At 68.4% G+C, this 21175-nt stretch carries 17 protein-coding genes; 11 read left to right on the top strand and 6 right to left on the bottom strand.

Annotated features, from left to right (window positions below; translation table 11 throughout):
- Positions 1-7: 7 nt before the first annotated feature.
- Together EV147_RS10245 and tsaE are read right to left on the bottom strand one after the other, a co-directional pair.
- A complete protein-coding gene (locus tag EV147_RS10245) occupies positions 8-1507 on the bottom strand; it encodes an N-acetylmuramoyl-L-alanine amidase (protein WP_130390965.1) in 1500 nt (499 codons plus the stop codon).
- Positions 1501-2055: a tRNA (adenosine(37)-N6)-threonylcarbamoyltransferase complex ATPase subunit type 1 TsaE gene (tsaE, locus tag EV147_RS10250; protein ID WP_130390966.1), complete on the bottom strand. Its 555-nt coding sequence runs from the start codon at positions 2053-2055 to the stop codon at positions 1501-1503. The genes EV147_RS10245 and tsaE overlap by 7 nt, the downstream gene beginning before the upstream one ends.
- Positions 2056-2071: 16 nt before the next feature.
- Between tsaE and queG the strand changes: the two genes are divergently transcribed.
- The gene (gene queG / locus EV147_RS10255; protein ID WP_235844647.1) at positions 2072-3268 is read left to right on the top strand and encodes a tRNA epoxyqueuosine(34) reductase QueG; all 1197 of its coding nucleotides are present in this window, start codon (positions 2072-2074) and stop codon (positions 3266-3268) included.
- Between the two features lie 52 nt (positions 3269-3320).
- Here the strand turns inward: queG and EV147_RS10260 are convergent, their stop codons facing one another.
- Positions 3321-4214 (bottom strand): AEC family transporter, encoded by an 894-nt coding sequence (locus EV147_RS10260; protein ID WP_130390968.1) that lies wholly within the window; start codon positions 4212-4214, stop codon positions 3321-3323.
- A gap of 167 nt (positions 4215-4381) precedes the next feature.
- Between EV147_RS10260 and EV147_RS10265 the strand changes: the two genes are divergently transcribed.
- From EV147_RS10265 to plsY, 6 genes are all read left to right on the top strand, one after another.
- The gene (locus EV147_RS10265; RefSeq protein ID WP_130390969.1) at positions 4382-4999 is read left to right on the top strand and encodes a chalcone isomerase family protein; all 618 of its coding nucleotides are present in this window, start codon (positions 4382-4384) and stop codon (positions 4997-4999) included.
- Between the two features lie 102 nt (positions 5000-5101).
- Positions 5102-6082, top strand: coding sequence for a tripartite tricarboxylate transporter substrate binding protein BugE (locus EV147_RS10270; protein WP_130390970.1), 981 nt, complete (start codon positions 5102-5104; stop codon positions 6080-6082).
- Between the two features lie 109 nt (positions 6083-6191).
- Entirely contained in the window at positions 6192-6671 is a 480-nt protein-coding gene (locus EV147_RS10275; RefSeq protein ID WP_130390971.1) for a methylated-DNA--[protein]-cysteine S-methyltransferase, read from the top strand.
- The gene (gene xerD, locus EV147_RS10280; protein ID WP_130390972.1) at positions 6668-7576 is read left to right on the top strand and encodes a site-specific tyrosine recombinase XerD; all 909 of its coding nucleotides are present in this window, start codon (positions 6668-6670) and stop codon (positions 7574-7576) included. Before EV147_RS10275 ends, xerD begins: the two co-directional genes overlap by 4 nt.
- Positions 7577-7603: 27 nt before the next feature.
- A complete protein-coding gene (locus EV147_RS10285; protein WP_130390973.1) occupies positions 7604-8095 on the top strand; it encodes an aminoacyl-tRNA deacylase in 492 nt (163 codons plus the stop codon).
- A gap of 65 nt (positions 8096-8160) precedes the next feature.
- Entirely contained in the window at positions 8161-8769 is a 609-nt protein-coding gene (gene plsY, locus EV147_RS10290) for a glycerol-3-phosphate 1-O-acyltransferase PlsY (RefSeq protein ID WP_130391257.1), read from the top strand.
- Positions 8770-8806: 37 nt separating this feature from the next.
- Here the strand turns inward: plsY and EV147_RS10295 are convergent, their stop codons facing one another.
- Together EV147_RS10295 and EV147_RS10300 are read right to left on the bottom strand one after the other, a co-directional pair.
- Positions 8807-10090 (bottom strand): ATP-binding protein, encoded by a 1284-nt coding sequence (locus EV147_RS10295; protein ID WP_130390974.1) that lies wholly within the window; start codon positions 10088-10090, stop codon positions 8807-8809.
- Positions 10087-10821 (bottom strand): response regulator, encoded by a 735-nt coding sequence (locus tag EV147_RS10300; RefSeq protein WP_130390975.1) that lies wholly within the window; start codon positions 10819-10821, stop codon positions 10087-10089. Before EV147_RS10300 ends, EV147_RS10295 begins: the two co-directional genes overlap by 4 nt.
- A gap of 331 nt (positions 10822-11152) precedes the next feature.
- On the opposite strand from EV147_RS10300, the gene EV147_RS10305 reads away from it, so the two are divergent.
- The 4 genes from EV147_RS10305 to EV147_RS10320 are packed head-to-tail and all read left to right on the top strand — an operon-like array spanning position 11153 to position 20594.
- Complete coding sequence (locus EV147_RS10305; protein ID WP_130390976.1) at positions 11153-12619, top strand: MdtA/MuxA family multidrug efflux RND transporter periplasmic adaptor subunit; 1467 nt, start codon at positions 11153-11155, stop codon at positions 12617-12619.
- Between the two features lie 27 nt (positions 12620-12646).
- Positions 12647-15805 carry an MdtB/MuxB family multidrug efflux RND transporter permease subunit gene (locus tag EV147_RS10310; protein ID WP_130390977.1) on the top strand — a complete coding sequence of 1053 codons (3159 nt, stop codon included), beginning with the start codon at positions 12647-12649 and terminating at the stop codon, positions 15803-15805.
- Entirely contained in the window at positions 15805-19110 is a 3306-nt protein-coding gene (locus EV147_RS10315) for an efflux RND transporter permease subunit (protein ID WP_130390978.1), read from the top strand. Before EV147_RS10310 ends, EV147_RS10315 begins: the two co-directional genes overlap by 1 nt.
- Entirely contained in the window at positions 19110-20594 is a 1485-nt protein-coding gene (locus tag EV147_RS10320) for an efflux transporter outer membrane subunit (RefSeq protein WP_130390979.1), read from the top strand. Before EV147_RS10315 ends, EV147_RS10320 begins: the two co-directional genes overlap by 1 nt.
- A gap of 132 nt (positions 20595-20726) precedes the next feature.
- On the opposite strand, the gene EV147_RS10325 is transcribed toward EV147_RS10320, so the two are convergent.
- Positions 20727-21101 (bottom strand): DUF4440 domain-containing protein, encoded by a 375-nt coding sequence (locus tag EV147_RS10325; RefSeq protein WP_130390980.1) that lies wholly within the window; start codon positions 21099-21101, stop codon positions 20727-20729.
- Positions 21102-21175: the final 74 nt, after the last annotated feature.

Consider the following 21175-nt stretch of genomic DNA (forward strand, 5'->3'; position numbering starts at 1 on the left):
GCACCTCCTACACCGACGGATTCTTCGACAACGGCGGGTTCTTGGCGAAGTAAGCCTTGATCCCGCGCAGGATGGCGTTGGCCAGTTGCTCCTGGTGGGCGTCGTCGTTGAGCTTGCGCTCTTCCTCGGGGTTGCTGATGAACGCGGTCTCGATCAGGATCGAGGGGATGTCCGGCGCCTTGAGCACGGCAAACCCGGCCTGTTCCACGCTGCCCTTGTGCAGCCGGTTCACGCCGCCGATCTCCTGCAGCACCGCCTTGCCCACCTGCATGCTGTCGTTGATCTGCGCCGTCGTGGACAGGTCGAGCAGCACGCGCGACACCTGGGCGTCCTTGTTGCCCATGTTGGTGCCGCCGATCAGGTCGGCATTGTTTTCCTTGTTGGCCAGCCAGCGGGCCGCCGAACTCGACGCGCCGCGCTCCGACAGCGCGAACACCGACGCCCCGCGCGCCGTCGGCTGGACGAACGCGTCGGCGTGGATCGAGACGAACAGGTCTGCCTGCACGCGGCGCGCCTTCTGCACGCGCACGTTCAGCGGCACGAAGAAATCGGAGTCGCGCGTCATCATGGCGCGCATGTTGGGCTCGGCGTCGATCTTCTTGCGCAGCCGGTGCGCAATCTGCAGCACCACATCCTTCTCGCGCGAGCCTGCCGCGCCCGTGGCGCCGGGGTCTTCACCGCCGTGGCCCGGGTCCAGCGCCACCGTCAGCAGGCGGCGCATCTTGAACTGGCTCGGCGGGGGTACGTTGGTCTGCGCCACCGGCGGCGGCACCGGCGGGGCCGAGGGTTTCTCGGGCGCCGAGGGCTTCGGCTTCACGGTAGCCACCACCGGCGGCGGAGCCGTGGTGCCGGTGGGAATCTGGTCACGGTCCTCGAACTTGCGGACGATCGCGCCAATGGCGTCTTCCTCGGCGCCGGCCGGGGCGCCGGCCACCTGCCCGCTGCCGGGCGGCGGCGGGTTCGAGGCGAAGCGGCGCTGCTTGTCCTCGGTATCGCGCACGAGCTTCCAGAGCGGGTCGGGCGGATTGACCGGGTAGAGGTCGAAAACCAGGCGGTTGCGGTAGTCGCCGATCGGCAGCAGCGAGAACACCTGCGGCGAGACGTCTTCCTTGAGGTCGAACACCATGCGCACCACGTGCGGCCGGTTCTGGCCCACGCGCACCGACTGGATATACGGGTCGTTCGGGGTGATCTTGGCCACCAGCTCGCGCAGCGTGGGCGAGAGGTCCAGCCCGTCGATATCGACCACCAGGCGGTCCGGGCTGCGGATCATCTGGTGCACGGCCACGAGCTTCTCGTCCGATTCGATCGTGACACGCGTGTAATCTTCAGCGGGCCAGACGCGCACGGCCACGATGCCGGCGCCGCGCGCGATCTGCGGTCCGGCCAGCGTCAGGACCACCGTCCCGGCGCTGACCTTCAGGGCCTGCGCCATCCATTTGCGGCGGGCCTGGAGCAGTCCGTCGGGTCCATCGGGGCGGTCGGTGGGAAGTCGCTTGATCAGCATGCGTTCAGCAAGGTAAGTCCAACGGGAGTATAGGCGCGCAGCGTGGCCATGCGGCGATCGGCGCCCGCTTCGGCACCGTTATCGGCCGGATCGGCGCCGTTTTCAACAGCTGGCGGCACGCGGTTGTCCGATTGGAGCAACACGTGCAGGTCGGGTTCCCCAAGCAGGCGTCCGGCTTTCTCGGGCCACTCCACCAGATTGAAGGCCGGCTCGGCGAAGCAGTCGCGGAAACCCGCGTCGATCCACTCCTCGGGATCGGCAAAACGGTACAGGTCGAAGTGGTAGACGGTCAGCGGCGAGCCATCGGCGCGCGCCACGGCGTAGGGCTCGCACAGCGTGTAGGTGGGGCTGCGCACCTTGCCGGCGTGGCCCAGCGCGCGCAGCACGGCGCGCGACAGCGTGGTCTTGCCCGCGCCGAGGTCGCCGGACAGCTGCAGATGCACCGTTTGCGGCGGCAGGTTGCGGACCGTGGCGGCCAGCGCGGCGCCGAAGCGGTCGGTGGCGGCTTCATCGGGCAGCGGCAGGATGCGTTCTTCGAGCAGGGGCATTGCGTACAATTCAGGGATGATCGACCGTGCAGTGCCCGCCCCGTCCCCCGAATCCCGAGAGAAAGATTCCGTTCCGGCGCACGCCGGTCCGGCTTCGGCCGCCAACCTGGCGCCGGGGGCGGACCTGGCGGCGCTGGCGGCATCGCTGCGCGGCTGGGGCGCCGAACTGGGGTTCGACGCGGTGCGCATCGCCGATGTCGATCTGCGGCACGCCGAGGCGGGCCTGCTGGCGTGGCTCGCGGCGGGCCACCATGGCGACATGGATTATATGGCGAACCATGGCACAAAGCGCGCCCGGCCCGGCGAACTGGTGCCCGGCACGGTACGCGCCATCGTGGCCCGCATGCCCTACCTGCCGGCCGCCGGCCCCGCCGACTGGCGCGGCCACGAACTGGCCCGGCTCGACGATCCGGCCACCGCCGTGATCTCGCTCTACGCGCGTGGCCGGGACTACCACAAGGTGCTGCGCAACCGGCTGCAGCAGCTGGCCGCGCGCATCGAGGCGGCCATCGGCCCGTTCGGCTACCGCGTCTTCACCGACTCGGCGCCGGTCATGGAGGTGGCGCTGGCCAGCCAGGGCGGGCTGGGCTGGCGCGGCAAGCACACGCTGCTGCTGGACCGCGACGGCGGGTCGATGTTCTTCCTCGGCGAGATACTGGTCGATATCCCGCTGCCGGCCGATCCGCCCACCGCGCCCCATTGCGGCCAGTGCCGCCGCTGCATCGACGTGTGCCCCACGCAGGCCATCCTGGCGCCGTACCGGCTTGACGCGCGGCGCTGCATCTCGTACCTGACCATCGAGCACAAGGGCGCCATTCCGGAAGACCTGCGTGCCCCCATGGGCAACCGCGTCTATGGCTGCGACGACTGCCAGGTGGCCTGCCCGTGGAACAAGTTCGCGCACCGCGCCACGCTGCCCGATTTCGACGTGCGCAACGGTTTCGACGCGCCGGACATGGTGGACCTGTTCGGCTGGAGCGAGGCCGAGTTCAACCAGCGGCTCGAAGGCAGTCCGATCCGGCGCATCGGACACGAGCGGTGGCTGCGGAATCTGGCGGTCGGGCTCGGAAATGGCTTGCGGGCGGCGGGTGTCGCGGACCCGGCGCAGGCGGGCCGTATCCGGGCGGCGCTGCGGGCGCGGCTCGACGGCGCCACGCCGCTGGTACGGGAGCATATCGAGTGGGCGCTGCGGCAGGAAGGACCGGCCGCCTGATCCGTTTGAGCAAGAAAACGCATGGTTTCTTGCTCAAACGTCTCATTTCGCGCTAGCTGACCAGCACCAGCCACAACGGCGTGGTCAGCACCGCCGCGATCGTCATGGCCGAGATCGTGGCCGCAACCATGGGTCCGTTGCCGCCCATGCGCACGGCGAGGATGTACGCGCTCGATGCCGTGGGCAGCGAGGCGTAGAGCACCACGATCTGGTACTGCAGCGTGGTCAGCGGCAGGTAGCGCCCCACCACCCACGCGAAGCACGGCATGGCCAGCAGCTTGACGCCGGTCCACCAGGCCATCGGGCCCAGCGCCCCCGTGGCGCCGCTGACCTGCAGCCCGGCGCCCACCGTCATCAGGCCCAGCGCGGTCGAGGCCGAGCCGAGCCGGTTCAGCGTCATCGCCACCACCTCGGGCGGATGCAGGCCCAGCAGGTTGGTCACGAGCCCCGTGGCCGTGGCCAGGATCAGCGGATTGCGCGCCAGCTCGCGCAGCAGCTTCGACTCGCCGTGCCGGGCCAGCGCCCACACCGCCACCACGTTGCACGCGGGCACCGTGATGCCCACCACCAGCGCCATCAGCGCCAGCCCTTCGCCGCCGCCGAGCCGCGCGGCCAGCGCCAGCCCGATATACGAGTTGAAGCGGAATGCCGTCTGCACGCCCGAGGCAAAATCCACCGGGTTGGGGCGCAGCACGAACTTGACGAGGTAGCCGGTGGCCATGCCGAAGGCCATCGTGGCGACGGCCAGCCCGAGCATGGCCGAGGTGGAGGAAAAATCGAACCGGGCGCTGTTGGTGGACTGCAACAGCAGTGCCGGGAACAGCACGAAGTAGACCAGGCGTTCCACGCCGGCCCAGAAGCCGCGGTCAAAGGGGGTGTAGCGGACCAGCAGCCAGCCGATCAGGATCAGGCTGAAATCCGGCACCAGCAGCAGCGCGGCAGACATGTCTCGAATGTTTCTCTGGTTATCGTCGCATCTGTCGGCACCTTTCGTGAAAAGTGAAGGCTAGGGCAGATACGGATGGGTATTTTTTCAGAATTCCGGCAGCATGGCACGCTGAATTTCGCCTTGCCCGCGCGTTTTGCGCGCATCCGCAGTCATCTTTCGCAGCCATGAAGTACCAGCCGTCCCGCTTTCTCCGCACCCGGCCCGTGCGCCGTCTTGCCGCCTCGCTGAGCGCAGCGCTGGTGCTGGGCGCGCTGTTGCCGCCGGCCGCGGCGATGGAAGTGGGCGGCGTGCGCTTTGACGACGCCGCGCGCCTGGGCGGCAAGGAACTGCCGCTCAACGGCACGGGCCTGCGCCAGGTGTTCGTGCTCAAGGGGTACGCGGCGGGGCTCTACCTGCCCGAGCGGGCGCGCAACGCCACGCTGGCGCTGGTCACGCCGGGGCCGAAGCGGCTGCAGATCCGGCCTCTGCGCGAGGTGGAGTCGGCGTCTTTCGTCAAGGCGCTCAACACGGGGCTGCGCGAGAACCACTCGGAGCTGCAGCTCAGGCAGTTGTCGGACCGCGTGTCGCAACTGGAGCGCACCATGGCCCAGATCGGGCCGGCGCACCGTGGCGACATCATCAATTTCGATTTCACGCCCGATGGCGGCACGGCCATCACGCTGAACGGCATTCCACGCGGCCAGGCCATCCATGGCGAGGATTTCTACCAGGCCGTGCTGCGCATTTTCCTGGGTGAGCACCCGGTGGACCGCAACCTCAAGCGCGGACTGCTGGGCGGCTGACCCGGTAAGCCGGCGCGCCCTGGCAACCCGCCCAGGACGCACCAGTGATGCAACCTCGCCGGACGCGATCCGTCCGGCCTTATGACGGGAGACTCTCTTCTCATGCAAGCTCGCAAAACCATCCTGACCGTGGCCATCGCCGCCGTTGCCTCCGTGGCATCGCTCGCGCACGCCCAGACCGCCTATCCGACCAAGCCGATCCGGCTGATCATCCCGTTTGCGCCGGGCGGCACCACCGACATCGTCGGCCGTGGCGTGGGCGACCAGATGAGCCGCATCCTCGGCCAGCCCGTGGTGGTGGAGAACCGTGCCGGTGGCGGCGGCTCGATCGGCGCCGATGCCATTGCCAAATCGGCCCCGGACGGCTACACGATCGGCATCTCCACGGTGTCGACCATGGCCGTGAACCCGGCCTGCAACCCGAAGCTGTCGTACGACCCGATCAAGGACTTCAAGCCCATCGCCAACGTGGCGAACGTGGCCAACGTGATCGCCGTGAACCCGAACTTCCCGGCCAAGGACTACAAGGAGTTCCTGGCCGTGCTGAAGGCCAATCCAGGCAAGTTCTCGTACGCCACGTCGGGCACCTGCGGCTTCGGCCACATGCTGGGCGAGCAGTTCAAGGTCTCGACCAAGACGTTCATGGTGCACATTCCGTACCGTGGCGCGGGTCCGGCGCTGAACGACGTGCTGGCCGGCCAGGTGCCGATCATGGTCGACAACCTGCCCTCGTCGATGCCCTACATCAAGGCCGGCAAGCTGCGCCCGATCGTGGTGGCCTGGAACAAGCGCGTGGAGGGCCTGCCCGACGTACCGACCTTTGGCGAAATGGGCCTCAAGGAGCCGAACGACCCGGCCTGGTACGGCCTGGTGGCCCCGGCTGGCACGCCTGACGACGTGATCGCCAAGCTCAACGCCGCCGTGGTCAAGGCGCTGCAGGACAAGGGCTTCGTCGAGCGCCTGCGCGGCGCCGGCGCCGAGCCGTCGGGCAACACCCCGGCCCAGCACGCCGCCGAGATAAAGAAGGAATTCGACAAGATGAAGAACCTCGTGAAGGTTCAGAACATCAAGCTGGAGCAGTAAAGGCGTCAAACTGCCGCTTTCTCGCTCCCCTCTCCCGCGCGGCGGGAGAGGGGAGAAAGACAACACGAATCGGCATAGAATCGCGTATTTCCGCCCTACCCTCACCCCCATGTCCCCCAACTTCGATGCCATCCTGCCTGCGCCATTCGGCAAGGTCGGCGTGCGCATCGCAGGCACGCAGGTGCATGAGATCGTCTACCTGCCAGACAGCTTCGAAGAGATTGCGCCCGCGGATGCCTTGCTGCAGCGCGTGGCGGAACAACTCGATGCCTACTACGCCAACCCCGACTTCCCGTTCGACCTGCCGCTGGCCGCACGCGGCACCGATTTCCAGCGCAAGGTCTGGGGCGCGATTGCGGCCGTGCCGCGCGGCGGGCTGACGACCTACGGCACCATCGCAAAATCTTTAAAAAGCGTACCGCGCGCCGTGGGCCAGGCGTGCGGGCAGAACTGGTTTCCGATCGTGATCCCGTGCCACCGCGTGGTGGCGGCCAACGGGCTGGGCGGCTTTGCCCACCATGGCGAGGAAGGATTCCACCTGGGCGTCAAGCGCTGGCTGCTGCGCCATGAGGGCGCGATGCTGCTATGACGGCGGGGCTTGACGACGACCTGTTGCTGGTCGACCGCTTCTGCGATGCGCTGTGGCTCGAAGACGGGCTGTCGCGCAACACCATCGACGCCTACCGCCGCGACCTGGCGCTGCTGACGCGCTGGCTGCACGAGAGCGAGACCGGCACGCTGCTGGCCGCCGACGACACCGCGCTGTCGGCCTATTTCGCCGCGCGCCACACGCAGACGCGCGCCTCGTCGGCCAACCGGCGGCTCACGGTATTCCGGCGCTTCTTCCAGTGGGCGCTGCGCGAGCATCTGGTCAGCGCCGATCCCTGCCTGCTGCTGCGCCCGGCCAAGCAGCCGCCGCGCTTTCCGAAGACGTTGTCCGAAGCCAATGTCGAGGCGCTGCTCGAAGCGCCCGATACCGGCACGCCGCTGGGCCTGCGCGACCGCACGATGCTCGAACTGATGTACGCCAGCGGGCTGCGGGTGTCCGAACTCACGAACATGAAGACGATCGAGATCGGCCTCAACGAGGGCGTGGCGCGCGTGGTGGGCGGCAAGGGCAACAAGGAGCGGCTGGTGCCGTTCGGCGCCCAGGCCGGCGACTGGCTGCGCGACTACCTTGCCGAGGCCCGCCCGGCGCTGCTGGCGGGCCGCGCCTGCGACGCGCTGTTCGTCACCCAGCGCGGCGACGGCATGACGCGCCAGGCGTTCTGGCACCTGATCAAGAAGCACGCGCGCGAGGCCGGCATTCACGCGCCGCTCTCGCCGCACACGCTGCGGCATGCGTTTGCCACCCACCTGCTGAACCACGGCGCCGACCTGCGCGTGGTGCAGATGCTGCTGGGCCACGCCGATATCTCCACCACGCAGATCTATACCCACGTGGCGCGCGAGCGCCTGCGCGAGCTGCACCTGCACCACCATCCGCGCGGCTAGCGCGCGGCGGTTCGACCCCCACGCACCATGAGCAAGAGCAAGCACGTCTCCGAGACCCCGGCCACCCAGCAGTTGCGCCGCCACGGCGTGGCCTTCGGCGAACATCCCTATGACTATGTGGACCATGGCGGCACCGGCGAATCGGCGCGCCAGCTCGGCGTGCCCGAGCACCACGTGGTCAAGACGCTGGTCATGGAAGACGAGGCCGCCCGCCCGCTGATCGTGCTGATGCACGGCGACTGTTCGGTCTCGACCAAAAACCTGGCGCGCCAGATTGGCTGCAAGAGCGTGCAGCCGTGCAAGCCCGAGGTGGCGCAGCGGCACAGCGGCTACATGGTGGGCGGCACCTCGCCGTTCGGCACCAGGAAGCGGCTGCCGGTCTACGTGGAGGCGTCGGTGCTGGCGCTCGACACGATCTATCTCAACGGCGGGCGCCGCGGCTACCTGGTGAGCATTGCCCCGGCGGTGCTGACGGCGCTGCTGGAAGCAAAACCCGTGGAATGCGCGCTGCCGGACTGACCGGCGCCGCGCTACAATCGCGCCAGCCCGAAATCAGAGCCAGACTCAGACTCATGTCCCCCACAATGGTCAACCTGCTATTTGCCGTCCTCGCCTACCTGATCGGGTCGGTGTCCTTCGCCGTCGTGGTCAGCAAGGCCATGGGCCTGCCCGATCCGCACACCTATGGCTCGGGCAACCCCGGCGCCACCAACGTGCTGCGCAGCGGCAGCAAGAAAGCCGCCATCCTGACGCTGCTCGGCGACGCCCTGAAGGGTTTCGTGGCGGTCATGCTGGTCAAGCTCCTGGGGCCGGGGTACGGGGTGGACGATTCCGGCGTGGCAATGGCCGCGCTGGCCGTGTTCCTGGGCCACCTGTTCCCGGTCTTCCACCGCTTCGCGGGCGGCAAGGGCGTGGCCACGGCCGCCGGCATCCTGTTCGCCATCCACCCGCTGCTGGGCGCCGGTACGCTGGCCACCTGGCTGATCATCGCGGTCTTCTTCCGCTATTCCTCGCTGTCGGCCCTGGCCGCCGCTATCTTCGCCCCGTTCTTCTATGTGCTGATGTTCGGCGTGAACCTGATGGCCGGCGCGATCCTGCTGATCAGCGTGCTGCTGATCGTCCGGCACCGTAGCAATATCGCCAATCTGCTGGCGGGCAAGGAACGCCGGATCGGAGAGAAGAAGAAGGTTTGAGGGGGGTAGCGGTAGCTATCCCGCCGGGGTTCGCCGGCTACGCCGCCTGCGCCAGCGCCGTGAACGGGAACACCATCTCCACGCGCAAGCCGCCTTCCGCGCGGTTGCTGATCGACAGCCTGCCCCCGCCCTGCCGGACCAGCCGGTCCACGATCGCCAAACCCAGGCCCGAATGGGCATTGCCGCCGCGTGCCGGATCGAGCCGGACGAACGGCATCGTCACGCGGTCGATGGCGTCCTCGGGGATGCCGGGGCCCTGGTCTTCCACGGTCAGCAGCCAGCCCTCGTTGGTGCGCGACGTGGCCACATAGACCGGTGGCGCGCCGTAGGCGTAGGCGTTGTCCACCAGGTTGCCGATGATCCGGTCCACCTGCGTGGCGATCATGCGGAAGCCGTCGCCGGCCGTCAGTTCGAGCACCACCTGGCGGTCCTGCTCCAGCAGCGAGGCGGCCAGCTCGTGGATGCGCTTGTCCACGGGCACCGGCCGCGCGGTGGGCTCGCTGCTCTGGGCAAATGTCAGGAACTGCTCGACGATGGCCGACATCGACTCCACGTCACGTGTCACGCCGGCGGCCGCCTTGGGGTCCGTCAGCATCTCGGCGCGCAGCCGCAACCGGGCCAGCGGCGTCTTGAGGTCGTGCGCGATGCCGGCCAGCATCGTGTTGCGCTCCTGGTCGATACGGAACAGGTCCGCGACCATGCGATTGAAGCGCTCGATCAGCTGGCGCAGCTCGTGCGGCCCGCGCTCGCGCAGCGGCGGCACGGCCTGCTGGCGCGACAGCTTCTCGGCCGCCTCGGCCATGTCGCGCACCGGGCGCTGGATCTGCCACGCCACGAACAGCGCGAAGATGATTGCCACGCCCACCACCAGCACCACGCCCGGCACCAGACGGTTGTCGGGCGGCGGGTTGTGCACGAACAGGATCGGCATGGCGATCCAGCGGTTGCGGTTCGGCAGCTTGATCCACAGGCGCGGCGTGGACAGTTCGTCTTCGAGCCGCACCTCGGTACCCGTGGGCAGGCGCCGCGTGAACTGCTCCACCAGCCGGCGCGGACGGCCGGGATTGGGCGCGCCGGCCTGCTGGTCCACGCCGGCCGTCTCGGACACCTCGATCAGGCTCGGCAGCGCCACGGGCGGCCTGGCGTCGAGCGCCCGCTCGATGCTCTCCAGCTGGAACATCATCTGGTCCACCGAGTAGTCGATCTGCTGCTGCCGGCGGTCCATGCGCAGGATGGCCAGCCACGAGAAATGGCTGATCACCAGCACGGCGGCGATCAGCAGCGCCATGCGGCCGAACAGGGTGTCGATGCGAAGCTTCATTGCGGAATGCTGTCCTCGGCCTCGTCGGGCACGAATGTATAGCCCCGGCCGCGCACGGTCTGGATGTAGCGCGGGCGCTGGGCGTCCTCGTCCAGCAGCCGGCGCAGGCGCCAGATCTGCACGTCGATGCCGCGGTCGCTGATGCCGTTGGCGGTGCCGTACATCAGTTCCACGATGCGTTCGCGCGAGAGCACTTCCAGCGGATGCATCAGCAGCAGCTTGAGCAGCGCGAACTCGGTATCGCTGATCGACACCGACTGGCCGGCGCGCTCCAGCGAGCGCTGGCGGAAGTTCACGCGGAATGGCCCGAAGGCGATCGATTCGCGGTCTTCGGGGGCGGCGGCCGGGCGGGCCAGCTTGCGGCGCAGCACGGCATTGATGCGCGCCAGCAGCTCGCGCGGCGAGAAAGGCTTGCCGAGGTAGTCGTCGGCGCCGATTTCCAGCCCCACGATGCGGTCGATCTCGTCGCTGCGCGCGGTCAGCAGGATCACCGGGATGTCGTCGTTCTTGGCGCGCAGGTTGCGCAGCGCGGTCAGGCCGTCCACCTTCGGCATCATCAGGTCGAGCACGATCAGCGCGGGCCGCTCGCGCTCCAGGCGGGCCTGCAGGCCGTCGCCGTCGTGGAGCACCGAGACGGCAAAGCCCTGGGATGTCAGGTACTCGCGCAGCAGGTCGCGCAGTTCGGGGTCGTCGTCGACGACGAGGATCTGGGTGGGCTGGTTCGTTCGCATAGCCGAATGATAGTCAGGGCGGCCGCTGCACATCGTAATTCGGCCAAGGCGTTTTGTTTCCGGAGGTTACACCCGCGCCGCTGGTAATCCGCTGTAACAAAAGCGGCGCGGCGCGAAATACGTGGGATCACGGGGGCACATTATGCTTGCATCCCATAACGTGCCCGACCGTGTCAGTCGTGGCGCCATCCCACCAGACGGCGGTTAGTCCTGCCCCGGCGATGCGGCATACTGCTGCCAATTCCTCGTCACAGCCGGCCGTCACCGTCGCAGTGCGAATACCGTTTGGCACGCGCCCCTTTTTTGTCGTGCCGCTCCCAGGATTCCGTTCATGTCCCACCCACAACAAGGCCAACCCATTCCGCCCACTCCGCCCCGCCGCCGTCGCCCGGCCCGCCGTACCTGGATTGCCGCCGCCGCGGTGGTGGCGCTGGCCGCCGCCGGCTGGTACTGGCTCAGCCAGCGCCAGGCCGCCCAGGCCCCGGCGGCCGGGGCGCCCGGCGCCGGCATGGGCCAGCGCGGCGGCCCGGGCGGACCCGGCGCGATGCCGCGCTCGCCCGTGGTGGTCAACACGGTGGCCCGGCGCAACATGGACGTGGTGCTCAACGGGCTGGGCAATGTGACGCCGGTGGCCAATGTCACGGTGCGCGCGCAGGTGTCCGGGCCGCTGCTCAAGGTGCTGTTCAAGGAAGGCCAGATGGTCAAGGCCGGCGACCTGCTGGCCGAAATCGACCCGCGCCCGTTCCAGGCCACGCTCGACCAGGCCGTGGGCCAGCTGGCGCGCGACCAGGCGCTGCTGCAGAATGCGCGGCTGGACCAGCAGCGCTACAAGACACTGCTCGGTCAGGATTCGATCTCCAGGCAGCAGGTGGATACCCAGGACGCGCTGGTGCGCCAGTACGAGGGCACGGTCAAGACCGACCAGGGCAATGTGGATACGGCGCGCATCCAGCTTGGCTACACCAGGATCGTGGCGCCCACGTCGGGCCGGATCGGCCTGCGGCAGGTGGACCCTGGCAATATCGTGGGCACCAGCGACGCCAACGGCATCGCGCTGATCACGCAGATCCAGCCGATCACGGTGCTCTACACGATCCCCGAGGACAACCTCCCGGCGGTGCTGAAGAAGCTCAACGCCGGCGAGAAACTGTCGGTGCAGGCATGGGATCGCCAGATGCGCAACCAGCTGGCCGACGGCACGCTGCTGACCACGGACAACCAGATCGACACCACCACCGGCACGGTCAAGCTCAAGGCCATCTTCGAGAACAAGGACGGGATGCTGTTCCCGAACCAGTTCGTCAACGTGCGCACGCGCGTGGACACGATGGAAGACGCCGTGGTGGTGCCGGTGGCCGCCATCCAGCGCGGCCAGCAGGGCACGTTCGTCTACACGGTGGGCGACGACAACGCGGTCAAGGTGCAGGCCGTGACGCTGGGCCCGACCGACGGCAGCCGCACCGTGGTGCTCAAGGGTGTGGAACCCGGCCAGCGCGTGGTGGTGGATGGCGCCGACCGGCTCAAGGAAGGCATGGTGGTCGAGGCCGTGGACCCGGCGGCACGCGCTGCCGCGCTGACGCCGGCCAGCGCCCCGCGCGGCCGTGGCCGGCGCGGCAACTGGAGCGGCGCCAGCGGTGCGCACGGGGCCAGCGGCGCCCATGGCGCGAGCGATGCCGCCGGCGCCTCGGCCGCCCATGGCGAGCGCCGCCGCCTGCGCGATGCCGACGCGAATCCGAACCCCACCACGCCCACCCCGGCCAATCCGGCTGGCAGCGTCGGCCAGCGGCCGCAGCAGTAACGGCATCGCCAGGAGCGCAGACGCGGCATGAATCCTTCACGCATATTTATCGAGCGGCCCGTCGCCACGGCCCTGCTGATGCTGGCCATCCTGCTGTCGGGGCTGGTGGCATTCCGGCTGCTGCCGCTCTCCGCCCTGCCTGAAGTCGACTACCCGACGATCCAGGTCACCACGCTCTACCCCGGCGCCAGCCCCGATGTGATGACTTCGGCGGTCACCGCGCCGCTGGAGCGCCAGTTCGGCCAGATGCCGGGGCTCAAGCAGATGTCCTCGTCGTCCTCGGGCGGCGCCTCGGTCATCACGCTGCAGTTCGAGCTGACGCTGTCGCTCGACGTGGCCGAGCAGGAGGTGCAGGCGGCCATCAACGCCGGCGGCAACCTGCTGCCGGCAGACCTGCCCATGCCGCCGGTCTACAGCAAGGTCAACCCCGCCGACGCGCCGATCATGACGCTGGCGATGACCTCCGACACGCTGCCGCTGCCCAAGCTGCAGGACATGGTCGATACCCGCGTGGCGGCCAAGATCTCGCAGATCCAGGGCGTGGGACTGGTTACCATCAGCGGCGGGCAACGCCCGGCCGTGCGCATCCAGGCCAACCCCACGGCGCTGGCCTCGCTGGGAATGTCGATCGACGATCTGCGCACTGCCATCGGCAGCGCCAACGTGAACGGCGCCAAGGGCAGCTTCGACGGCCCCTCGCGCGCCTCCACGATCGACGCCAACGACCAGCTCAGGTCCGCCGACGAATACCGGCAGATCATCATCGGCTACCAGAACGGCGCGCCGATCCGCATCACCGACGTGGCCGAGATCGTCGACGGTCCCGAGAACAGCCGGCTGGCCGCGTGGGCCAACGCCAGGCCCGCCATCGTGGTCAACATCCAGCGCCAGCCCGGCGCCAACGTGATCGACGTAGTGGACCGCATCAAGACGCTGCTGCCGCAGCTGCAGTCGTCGCTGCCGGCCTCGGTGCAGGTGCAGCTGCTGACCGACCGCACCACCACGATCCGCGCCTCGGTCAAGGACGTGGAGTTCGAGCTGCTGCTGGCCATCGCCCTCGTGGTGATGGTGATCTTCGTGTTCCTGCGCAATGTCTCGGCCACGATCATCCCGGGCGTGGCCGTACCGCTGTCCCTGGTGGGCACCTTCGGGGTCATGTACCTGGCCGGTTTCTCGATCAACAACCTGACGCTGATGGCGCTGACCATCGCCACGGGCTTCGTGGTGGACGACGCCATCGTGATGATCGAGAACATCATGCGCTACATCGAGGAAGGCGATTCCCCGATGGCGGCGGCGCTCAAGGGCTCGAAGCAGATCGGCTTCACGATCATCTCGCTGACCTTCTCGCTGGTGGCCGTGCTGATCCCGCTGCTGTTCATGGGCGACGTGGTGGGCCGGCTGTTCCGCGAATTCGCCATCACGCTGGCCGTCTCGATCCTGATCTCGGCCGTGGTCTCGCTGACGCTGACCCCGATGATGTGCGCGCGGCTGCTGCGCCACGTGCCGGAAGCCGAGATGAACCGCTTCCACCGCGCCACGGGCCGCTTCTTCGACCGCGTGATCCACCACTACGGCCGCGCGCTGGAGTGGGTGCTGGCGCGCCAGACCGCCACGCTCGTGGTGGCCATCGGCACGCTGGTGCTGACCGGCCTGCTTTACCTGGTGGTGCCCAAGGGCTTCTTCCCGATCCAGGACACCGGCGTGATCCAGGCCATCACCGAGGCCGCGCAGACCAGCTCGTTCCAGTCGATGGGGCGCAAGCAGGAGGCCGTGCAGAAGGTGATCCTCGAAGACCCGGCCGTGGCCAGCGTATCGTCGTTCATCGGCGTGGACGGCACCAACCAGACCATCAACGCGGGCCGCATGCTGATCAACCTGAAGCCCAAGGGCCAGCGCGACAGCATGGCGGTGGTCACCCAGCGGCTGCAGGATGCGGTGCAGAAGCTTGGTGGCGTGTCGCTGTACATGCAGCCCGTGCAGGACCTGACCATCGAAGACCGCGTGGCGCGCACGCAGTACCAGTTCACCGTGGAAGACCCCGACCCCAAGGTGCTGGCCGAATGGGTGCCGAAGCTCGTGGAGCGCCTGAAGCAGGAGCCCGAACTGCGCGACGTGGCCAGCGACCTGCAGAACAACGGCCTGCGTGCGTTCGTGGAGATCGACCGCGACGCTGCCGCACGCTTCGGCATCACCACGGCAGTGATTGATAGCGCACTCTATAGCGCCTACGGCCAGCGTTTGATCTCGACGATCTTCACGCAGGCCAGCCAGTACCGCGTGGTGCTGGAGACCATGCCCGAATTCCGCACCTCGCCGGCGGCGCTCGCCGAACTACGGCTGCCGTCGTCGTCGGGCGGGCAGGTGCCGCTGGGCTCGATCGCGCGCATCTCGGAGCGGACCGGCCCGCTGGTGATCAACCACCAGGGCCAGTTCCCGGCCTCGACGATCTCGTTCAACCTGGCCCCGGGCGCGTCGCTGGGCGCGGCGGTGGACAAGATCACCGCCGTCGAGCAGGAAATCGGCCTGCCGATCTCGATGGCCACCGAGTTCCAGGGCGCCGCGCTGGCGGTCCGGGCCTCGCTGTCGAACACGCTCTGGCTGATCCTGGCCGCGGTGGTGACGATGTATATCGTGCTCGGCGTGCTCTACGAGAGCACGATCCACCCGGTGACCATCCTCTCGACGCTGCCGTCGGCCGGCGTGGGCGCGCTGCTGGCGCTGCTGGTGTTCCGCCAGGACCTCGGCATCATCGCCATCATCGGCATCATCCTGCTGATCGGCATCGTCAAGAAAAACGCCATCATGATGATCGACTTCGCGCTCGAAGCCGAACGCGAGCAGGGCATGAAGCCGTACGACGCCATCTTCCAGGCTTGCCTGCTGCGCTTCCGGCCGATCCTGATGACGACCATGGCCGCGCTGCTGGCCGCCCTGCCGATGATGCTGGGCTCGGGCATCGGCTCGGAGCTGCGCCGCCCGCTCGGCATCACGATGGTGGGCGGCCTGCTGGTCAGCCAGGTGCTGACGCTGTTCACCACGCCCGTGATCTACCTGGCCTTCGACCGCCTGGCGCTGCGCCTGAGGGACTGGCGCCAGCGCCGTTTCGGCGGCGATGACGACGGCGACGAAGGTCCGCGCCAGCATGGCCCGATCGTGCCGCGCCCGCAGGAGCCGAACGCCTGATGAACCTGTCGGCCGCCTTCATCCAACGCCCGGTCGCCACTGCGCTGCTGACCATCGGCATCCTGCTGGCCGGTCTGGCCGCGCTGCGGCTGCTGCCGGTCTCGCCGCTGCCGCAGGTGGACTTTCCCACGATCTCGGTCTCGGCGTCGCTGCCCGGCGCCAGCCCCGAGACCATGGCCTCCACGGTGGCCACGCCGCTCGAACGGGCGCTCGGCGCCATCGCGGGCGTCACCGAGATCACGTCGAGCAGTTCGCTGGGCTCCACGCGGGTGACGCTGCAGTTCGACCTCTCGCGCGACATCGACGGCGCCGCCCGCGACGTGCAGGCCGCCATCAACGCCTCGCGCGCCACGCTGCCCACGAGCCTGCCGAACAATCCCACCTACCGCAAGGTGAACCCGGCCGACGCGCCGATCATGATCATCGCGCTGACCTCGCCGACCATGACGCGCGGCCAGCTCTACGACGCGGCCTCGACCATCCTCTCGCAGAAGCTGTCGCAGGTGGAAGGCGTGGGCCAGGTCACGATCGGCGGCTCGTCGCTGCCGGCCGTGCGCGTGGAACTGAACCCCACGGCGCTGAACAACTACGGCATCTCGCTGGAGGACGTGCGCAACACGATCTCGGCCACCAACGCCAACCGGCCGCTCGGCATCCTCGACAACCGCGACCACGCGTGGCAGGTCTACGCCAACGACCAGGCGATGACGGCGAAGGAGTACATGCCGCTGATCATCCGCTACGCCACGCCGGGCACCTATTCGTCCACCTCGGCCGGCGCGCTGATCGCCAGCACCGCCAACGCCACGGCCGGCGGCAACGTCAGCACCAAGACCGTGAACGGCGTGACCACCACGACGATCACCACCAGCAGCGGCACCCAGACCATCAGCTCCGGCGCCACGGGCGGCAACGCGGCCAACCCCGGCCCGAACTCGTTCGCGGTGCCGGTGCGGCTGCAGGACGTGGCAAATGTGACCGATTCAGTACAGGACATCCGCAACGCCGGCTCGGCCAACGGCAAGCCGGCCGTGCTGCTGGTGCTGAACCGCTCGCCGGGCGCCAACATCATCGAGACCGTGGACCGCGTCAACGCGATGCTGCCGACGCTGCGCAAGATGATCCCGGCCACGATCTCGATGGACGTGATGATGGACCGCACGCCCACCATCCGCGCGTCGCTGCGCGAGGTGGAGCACACGCTGATGATCTCGGTGGCGCTGGTGATCATGGTGGTGTTCGTGTTCCTGCGCAATGTGCGCGCCACGCTGATCCCGAGCGTGGCGGTGCCGGTGTCGCTGGTGGGCACGTTCTCGATCATGTACCTGGCCGGCTTCTCGCTGAACAACCTCTCGCTGATGGCGCTGACGATTGCCACCGGCTTCGTCGTGGACGACGCCATCGTGGTGCTCGAAAACATCTCGCGCCACATCGAGGAAGGCATGAAGCCGATGGCCGCCGCCCTGCGTGGCGCCCGCGAGGTAGGCTTCACGGTGCTGTCGATGAGCCTGTCCCTGATCGCCGTGTTCATCCCGCTGCTGCTGATGGGCGGCATCGTGGGCCGGCTGTTCCAGGAGTTCGCCATCACGCTCTCGGTGGCCATCCTGGTGTCGCTGGTGGTCTCGCTGACCACCACGCCGATGATGTGCGCCCGGCTGCTGCGCCCCGCCAGCGAGCAGCAGCACGGCCGCTTCCACCGCGCCACGGAACGCGGCTTCACGTGGCTGCAGGACCGCTACGCCAGCACGCTCGGCGTGGCGCTGCGGCACGGCCCCATCGTCTGGATCGTGCTGCTGCTGACCATCGCGCTGAACGTCTACCTCTACGTGATCGTGCCCAAGGGCTTCTTCCCGCAGCAGGACACGGGCCGGCTGATCGGCTTCATCCGCGCGGACCAGGCCACGTCGTTCCAGCTGATGCGCACCAAGCTCGACACCTTCATCGGCATCGTGCAGTCCGACCCGGCCGTGGTCAACGTGACCGGCTTCACGGGCGGCTCGCAGCGCAATACCGGCCAGATGTTCGTGACGCTCAAGCCGCTGTCCGAGCGCTCCGAGACCGCCGACCAGATCATCGCGCGGCTGCGCCTGAAGCTGGCCAAGGAACCCGGCGCGAGCCTGTTCTTCGCGCCGGTGCAGGACATCCGCATCGGCGGCCGGCAGAGCAGTTCGGCCTACCAGTTCACGCTGCAGTCCGACGATCTGGAAGTGCTGCGCGCCTGGGAGCCCAAGGTGCGCGCGGCGATCTCCAACATCAAGGGGATCGAGGACGTGGACACCGACACCAACGACAAGGGGCTGCAGACCACGGTCACGATCGACCGCGATACGGCGTCGAAGCTCGGCGTGACCGCCCAGCAGGTGGACGCGATCCTCAACGACGCGTTCGGCCAGCGGCTGGTCTCCACGATCTACCATCCGCTGAACCAGTACCGCGTGGTGATGGAGCTGAGCCAGGAGTACCTGCAGAGCCCGAACGCGCTCAAGGACATCTACATCATCACCGGCGGGGGCAACCGCGTGCCGCTGTCGGCCTTCGCCACCATCGCCCCGACCAGCACGCCGCTGGGCGTGAACCACCAGGGCCAGTTCGCGGCGTCGACGATCTCGTTCAACCTGGCCGAGGGCTTCTCGCTCTCGCAGGCCACCGACGCGATCAAGCTGGCGATGGCGAAGATCGGCGCACCCGAAACGCTGCAGGCCAACTTCCAGGGCGGCGCCAAGGCGTTCCAGGACTCGCTCAAGAGCCAGCCGCTGCTGATCCTGGCCGCCATCGTCACGATCTACATCGTGCTTGGCATCCTGTACGAGAGCTACGTCCACCCGCTGACCATCCTGTCCACGCTGCCGTCGGCGGGCGTGGGCGCGCTGCTGGCGCTGCTGCTGTTCAAGACCGAGTTCAGCATCATCGCGCTGATCGGCGTGATCCTGCTGATCGGCATCGTCAAGAAGAACGCGATCATGATGATCGACTTCGCCATCGACGCCGAACGGCGCGACGGCCTGACGCCGCGCGAAGCCATCTACCGCGCCTGCCTGCTGCGCTTCCGCCCGATCATGATGACCACGGCGGCGGCACTGCTCGGCGCCATCCCGCTGGCCATCGGCCGGGGCGACGGCGCGGAGCTGCGCGCGCCGCTCGGCATCTCGATCGTGGGCGGGCTCGTGGTCAGCCAGTTGCTGACGCTCTACACGACACCCGTGGTCTACCTGACGCTCGACCGCTGGCGCCTGAAGGTCAACGCCTGGCGCGCGCGGCGCCGGCGCGGCCACGGAGACGGCGCCACGCCGCACCTCGAACACTGATGAAAGCTTCCGCCATGTTTCGCCGCCATTCCCCGATTTCCGCTGCCGCACTGGCCTGCGCCCTGCTGGCCGGCTGCGCCGTGGGCCCCGACTACCAGCGCCCCGATGCGCCCGTGCCCAAGGCCTTCAAGGAAGCCAGCGACGCCATGCCGGTCTGGACCGGCGACTGGAAGACCGCCGAGCCGCAGGAGCTGATGGCGCGCCCCGACTGGTGGCGCGCGTTCGACGACCCCGTGCTCGATGGTCTGATGTCGCAGGTGCAGGTCTCGAACCAGAACATCAAGGCTGCCGAGGCGGTCTACCGCCAGGCCACGGCGGCGCTGGCCGCCGCGCGGGCTGGCTACTTCCCGAACGTGGGCGCCAACGCCGGCGTGTCGCGCGGCGCGGCCAGCTCGGGCGGGCGCATCACCAACGGCCAGAACGCGACGCTGTCGGCCACCTGGGAGATCGACGTCTGGGGCCGCATCCGCCGGCAGGTGGAAAGCGCCCAGGCCGGCGCACAGGCCAGCGAGGCCGACCTGGCCTCGACGTTGCTCTCGACCCAGGCCACGCTCGCGCAAAGCTATTTCCTGCTGCGCGTGGCCGATGCCCAGCGCGCGTTGCTCCAGCGCACCGTGGCGGACTACCAGCGCTCGCTGCAGCTTGTGCAGAACCAGTACAACGCCGGCACCGCCCAGCGCTCGGACGTGCTGCAGTCCGAAACCCAGCTGAAATCGGCGCAGGCCCAGCTGATCGACATCCAGATCACGCGCGCCCAGTACGAGCATGCGCTGGCCGTGCTGGTCGGCAGGCCGCCGGCGGACCTCGGCATCGCCGTGGCCGAGGCCGACGTGACGCTGCCGCGCGTGCCGGTGGCCGTGCCGTCGACGCTGCTCGAACGCCGCCCCGACATCGCCGCCGCCGAGCGCCGCATGGCCTCGGCCAATGCCGACATCGGCGTGGCACAGGCCGCGTACTACCCCACGCTGTCGCTCTCGGCGTCTGGCGGACTCACCGCCAGCACGCTGGCCCGCTGGCTGTCACTGCCGGACCGGGTGTGGTCGGTGGGCGCCGGCCTGGCCGGCACGGTCTTCGACGGCGGCCTGCGCAGTGCCGCCAAGGCCCAGGCCGTGGCCGCCTACGACCAGACCGTGGCCAATTACCGGCAGACCGTGCTCGAAGCGTTCCAGGAAGTCGAGGACAACCTCGCCTCGGCACGCCTGCTCGAAGAAGAGGCCACGGTCCAGTACGACGCGCTGCGCTCGGCCCGCGAGGCGCTGGCGCTCGTCAACAACCGCTACAAGGCCGGCACCGCCGGGCTGCTCGACGTCCTGACCGCCCAGACCGCCGCCTACACCGCCGAGCGCACGGCGCTGTCGATCACGGGCCGCCAGTACACGGCGGCGGTGACGCTGATCAAGGCGTTGGGGGGTGGGTGGCATGGGACGGCGGCAGAGACGGCAGGCGAGCCGGCGGCGAAGGCTGATGCTCAGCACTCGTCGTGACGGAGCAGGTACTCCCAATTGTCGTTGCTGCGCTGAGTGGAAGGCGTGGCGCCGTAGACACGCGATAGTATTCGCACGCGCCTGGCGATACCCGGAAGATTCCGGCGACGCCGGGGTCGCGGTGACAAAACTTCAGGTTTGCCGGTCGTTCAGGTGGAGCGAGGCAACGACCCAGCGTCCATCGCACACGATCCAGAACTCGGAGAATTCGCACTCGCTAATGACTTTCCCGTTGCGACGAGCGATGGACGAACCCGCCACCGTCGCCCAGTCATCCTGTTCGTGGATCGCATGAATTGTCTGAGTCAACTGAAAATCGTCGCTACGCGGGAGTGCCTGCCTGCGCGTGGATAACGCCTCGATCTGCTCGACCTTGGTCGTCATCTCTGTTCCCTGCAGCACCACGAATCCCGGTGCTTCGATGCATTGCAGCGATTCCACATCGGCGCTGACGAACGCGTCGATCCATGCACGCCGCGCGCTTGCCAACGAGTCCTTGTCGGTCATGATCTTCCTCACTTGAGATGGCGGCCGACTGGAACCGCCCGCCGACGATGTTATCGGTCAGTCCTGGCTGCGCA

The sequence above is a fragment of the Cupriavidus agavae genome, from assembly GCF_004217045.1.
Classification (GTDB): domain Bacteria; phylum Pseudomonadota; class Gammaproteobacteria; order Burkholderiales; family Burkholderiaceae; genus Cupriavidus; species Cupriavidus agavae.

Coding starts and splice junctions, on each gene's coding strand:
- EV147_RS10245 (WP_130390965.1), bottom strand. CDS start 1,507: ATGCTGATCAAGCGACTTCCCACCGACCGCCCCGATGGACCCGACGGA.
- tsaE (WP_130390966.1), bottom strand. CDS start 2,055: ATGCCCCTGCTCGAAGAACGCATCCTGCCGCTGCCCGATGAAGCCGCC.
- queG (WP_235844647.1), top strand. CDS start 2,072: ATGATCGACCGTGCAGTGCCCGCCCCGTCCCCCGAATCCCGAGAGAAA.
- EV147_RS10260 (WP_130390968.1), bottom strand. CDS start 4,214: ATGTCTGCCGCGCTGCTGCTGGTGCCGGATTTCAGCCTGATCCTGATC.
- EV147_RS10265 (WP_130390969.1), top strand. CDS start 4,382: ATGAAGTACCAGCCGTCCCGCTTTCTCCGCACCCGGCCCGTGCGCCGT.
- EV147_RS10270 (WP_130390970.1), top strand. CDS start 5,102: ATGCAAGCTCGCAAAACCATCCTGACCGTGGCCATCGCCGCCGTTGCC.
- EV147_RS10275 (WP_130390971.1), top strand. CDS start 6,192: ATGTCCCCCAACTTCGATGCCATCCTGCCTGCGCCATTCGGCAAGGTC.
- xerD (WP_130390972.1), top strand. CDS start 6,668: ATGACGGCGGGGCTTGACGACGACCTGTTGCTGGTCGACCGCTTCTGC.
- EV147_RS10285 (WP_130390973.1), top strand. CDS start 7,604: ATGAGCAAGAGCAAGCACGTCTCCGAGACCCCGGCCACCCAGCAGTTG.
- plsY (WP_130391257.1), top strand. CDS start 8,161: ATGGTCAACCTGCTATTTGCCGTCCTCGCCTACCTGATCGGGTCGGTG.
- EV147_RS10295 (WP_130390974.1), bottom strand. CDS start 10,090: ATGAAGCTTCGCATCGACACCCTGTTCGGCCGCATGGCGCTGCTGATC.
- EV147_RS10300 (WP_130390975.1), bottom strand. CDS start 10,821: ATGCGAACGAACCAGCCCACCCAGATCCTCGTCGTCGACGACGACCCC.
- EV147_RS10305 (WP_130390976.1), top strand. CDS start 11,153: ATGTCCCACCCACAACAAGGCCAACCCATTCCGCCCACTCCGCCCCGC.
- EV147_RS10310 (WP_130390977.1), top strand. CDS start 12,647: ATGAATCCTTCACGCATATTTATCGAGCGGCCCGTCGCCACGGCCCTG.
- EV147_RS10315 (WP_130390978.1), top strand. CDS start 15,805: ATGAACCTGTCGGCCGCCTTCATCCAACGCCCGGTCGCCACTGCGCTG.
- EV147_RS10320 (WP_130390979.1), top strand. CDS start 19,110: ATGAAAGCTTCCGCCATGTTTCGCCGCCATTCCCCGATTTCCGCTGCC.
- EV147_RS10325 (WP_130390980.1), bottom strand. CDS start 21,101: ATGACCGACAAGGACTCGTTGGCAAGCGCGCGGCGTGCATGGATCGAC.